General features: G+C 70.3%; 2 protein-coding genes. One reads left to right on the top strand and one right to left on the bottom strand.

Features of this window, described 5'->3' with window-relative positions; all coding sequences use genetic code 11:
• Window positions 1-1041 (bottom strand): zinc metalloprotease (locus AC1MIR_RS27635; RefSeq protein WP_480031379.1); only part of this gene is annotated, 1041 nt, incomplete at its 3' end.
• Between the two features lie 122 nt (window positions 1042-1163).
• Here AC1MIR_RS27635 and AC1MIR_RS27630 point away from each other — a divergent pair.
• Complete coding sequence (locus tag AC1MIR_RS27630; RefSeq protein ID WP_480031378.1) at window positions 1164-2717, top strand: winged helix-turn-helix domain-containing tetratricopeptide repeat protein; 1554 nt, start codon at window positions 1164-1166, stop codon at window positions 2715-2717.
• Window positions 2718-3321: the final 604 nt, after the last annotated feature.

Genomic DNA, 3321 nt, shown 5'->3' with positions numbered 1-3321 from the left:
CGCCCCGCCGGCGACGGCCGTGATGTCGCTTGCCGTGCCCCGCCCGACGCCGCCGCGCCGGGCGGCGCCACCGCCGCGGCCGTGCAGCACATTGTCCGCGTCATTGCCGATCAGCGTGTCGTCGCCGCTGCCGCCGAAGGCGTTCTCGATGACCACGCCGTCCTGTGCGCCGACCGAAGGCAGCACGTTCTTCCAGTCGCCGGCGATGGTATAGCCGCCATGGATCCGCGTGACGCCATCCGGCAGGAAGACGGTGCTGAGCCAGCCGCCGCCGCCTGCCTCGTTGCGCAGCGTCGCCGGGCGCAGGTCGATCAGCGCGCGGTTGCCGCCGTTGTAGACGATGCGGTCCGTGCCGCCGGTGTCCCAGATGCAGCGATAGTAGGTGCCGATTCCCTCGTAGTCGCGCAGCAGATAGGTGTCGTCGCCGCCGGCCACGCCGAGCCTCGCGCCGTAGAGTTCCTGGATGGCGGCGATGTCGAAGGCCATTGGCGAGGACACGCGGCCGAAGGCGTCGCTGTCCGCCTCGTTGTCAAGCGTGTACGACATGATCGAGTACAGGATCTGGTCGAGTTTCGCGGCGCCGCTGTCGGGGAAGTTGATCGTGTCCTGCCCTTTGTCCTGGAAGGGATGGTCGAGGCCAAGCCCGTGCCCGAGCTCGTGCACGAAGGTGCCGAAGAACAGGCCGCCGACCACGGGAGCCAGGCCCCAGCCGGAATCGGAGGTGTTGTAGCGCCCCTTGGTGTAGCCGCTCGGCCAGCTGTGATCCGCCAGCGGCGGCGTCTTGCGCTCGTCGATCCAGGTCTGGTTCGTTTCCTTCCACTCGAACAGGTCGCCCTCGCGCGGGTCCGTCACCTCGCGGAAGCTGATGTCGGCGACCGCCGCCCAGGTGTTGGCAGCGGCCATGAAGGTGCTCTTCTCGGCCGCGAACCACTGTCCGCCACGTCCGTCGTCATCGAAGAAGATGTCGAACTGGTGCCGGTTGTCCGGCCACACATGGCCCGCAAGCGCATTGACGAAGGGGTTGCCGGTCGAGGTGCTCATGGCGTCCGCCCTCCGCAGCTCTCACGCCATGGAAGGCCAGAACCGGTGACAAGTCTTGAAAATCGGACCTGTTTGGGTTGAAACTTCCTGAAAGCCGGCAGCGGTTGCACAGAGGGCGTGGCATGTCGGCCGAGCCGACGCTGTTCCGCTTCGAGGGATTCTCGCTGGATCTGGCACGCCGGACCCTCGTGTCTTCGGACGGGCCGCTGGCATTGCGCCCGAAGAGCTTCGAGGTGTTGCGATGCCTGATGCTGGCGCGCGGCCGCCTGGTCACCAAGGAGGAAGCATTCCACGCGGTCTGGCCAGGGCTTGCCGTATCCGACGAGTCCCTTGCGCGCTGCATCAGCGACATCCGCGCCGTCCTCGGCGACAAGGCACGGCGCCTGGTGCAGAGCGTGCCGGGGCGCGGTTATGTGCTCGCCGTACCGGTCGAGGCCATCGAGCAGCCGGGCCCGCTGGCCAGCCCCGCGCCGCCGCGCAGGCCCTCCATCGCGGTGTTGCCCTTCGCCGATCTCGGCGGTGAGCGCGACAACGGCTGCGTGGCGGAGGGCGTGGCGGACGACATCGCCGTCGCGCGCGGCCGCCCGGGCGGCCTGCTCGTCGTCGCCCGCAACGGCCTGACCGCTCATCGCGGCGGGAGCGCGGCGCGAGCGCCGGTCGGGCGCGAGCCCGGCATCCGCTACCTGCTGGACGGAAGCCTGCGCAGGGCGGGCGGCAGGCTGCGCCTGGCCGTGCGCCTGCTGGAGGCGGAGAGCGCCACGCAACTCTGGGCCGAGCATCACGACTGCGAGCCGGCCGACCATTTCGGGATACCGGACGAGATCACCGCCAGGATCGTCGGGCGCATCGGCACGGAGCTGATGGCGGCCGAGTTCGCGCGGGCCAGCCGCAGGCCGCGGGAGGCTCTGGACGCGTGGGAGTGCCTGGTGTGCGCGCTGTTCCATTCCTCGCGCCAGTCTCAGCCCGAGACCGCGACGGCGCTGGAATTGCTGGACCGCGCCCTGGCCGAGGACCCGGCCTGCGCGCAGGCGCTTGGCATGAAGGCCTGGATCCTCGTGTTCCGCGGCTTCCAGGGCTGGGAGGAGATGGGCGATGCGCTGGCCCGGGCGAAGGCGCTCATCGCCGAGGCGCTGGCGGTGGACAATGGCGAAGTCTGGGCGCATCTCGCGCAGGGCATGGTCGGCTTCGCGGTACGCGACAACGCGCTGTCCATGGCGGCGCTGACCCGCGCCGTGGCGCTCGACCCGAGTTCGGTGAACGCGCATGGTCTGCTGAGCCTCGCGCATGCCTTCGGCGGGCGCGTGGCCGCGGCGGAGGCCGCGATCGCGCAGGCGATGCGGCTGAGCCCGCGTGATCCCTTCCTCTCCGACTTCGAGCTCTACAACGCGTTCATCCGCTTCGTGTCAGGGGAATACCGCGAGGCTCTCGCCTTCGCGCACCAGGCGCACCGGATGCGACCCGGTCATGTGTATCCGCTTGTGCTCGCTGCCGCCGCTGCGGGGCAACTCGGGGAGAGCGCGGTCGCGAAGGGCTTCGTCGAGGAACTCTGGCGCATCGTCCCCCACCTCTGCGCCGCGTGGATCGAGGCAACTTCACCGTTCCTGGAGCCGCAGGTCCGGGCTCGCCTCGTCGCCGGGCTGCGTCTTGGGGGGCTGGAGGAGCCGGCAGCGCCTTGAGGGCGGTGGGCGACGATGTCCAGACGATGCTGACCGACGTCACGCGCTACCTGTCGCGCTGACCCTCGAACCCTTCGGCCGCGCTGACATCGGTGATGGGCGCGGTCGGCACCGATCCGCGGAGCATCGCGTGCGCGGAGCGCCCGGTTGTCGACGCCGGCGAGACCGGCAATCGGTCGGCGAAGGGGCAGCGCGCGGCCCATGCGGCAACGCCGGTTCGCAACGGGGGACGGAACGCGCCGTGCCTCCCGCCGCGCGGCGCACGTTACGGTTGCAGAAATAGCCGTTGCTCGCGCGCGGCGGGTTTCGCAACATGTCGCTGGCAAAACCTTGCGGATGGTCCGACAGCTTGTCGGTGATCAGCGTCATGCGACACCCGGCTCCCCGCCCCGCAGGGGCATGGGAGTCCGATCTTTCACGTGCCTGGCCACTGCGCTTGACGCTGGGGTGCGTGATCCTCGCCGGCGGGGGCTGGGCGAACCGGCACGGCCTGGCGGTTGCGGCGACCACGACGCGGGCCACCGGCACCGCCGAGCGCGACGCCGGCGAGACGATGATGGCGGGGCTGGATCGCGCGACGCGCAGCACGCTGGGGGCGGATAAG

It is taken from the genome of Falsiroseomonas sp. RANM36, from assembly GCF_056682175.1.
Note: the sequence above shows the minus strand (reverse complement) of the source record. Positions and strands in the feature narration are given on the sequence as shown.

Excerpts from the sequence above, each read along its gene's own strand:
- AC1MIR_RS27630 (WP_480031378.1), top strand. The coding sequence starts at position 1,164 with ATGTCGGCCGAGCCGACGCTGTTCCGCTTCGAGGGATTCTCGCTGGAT.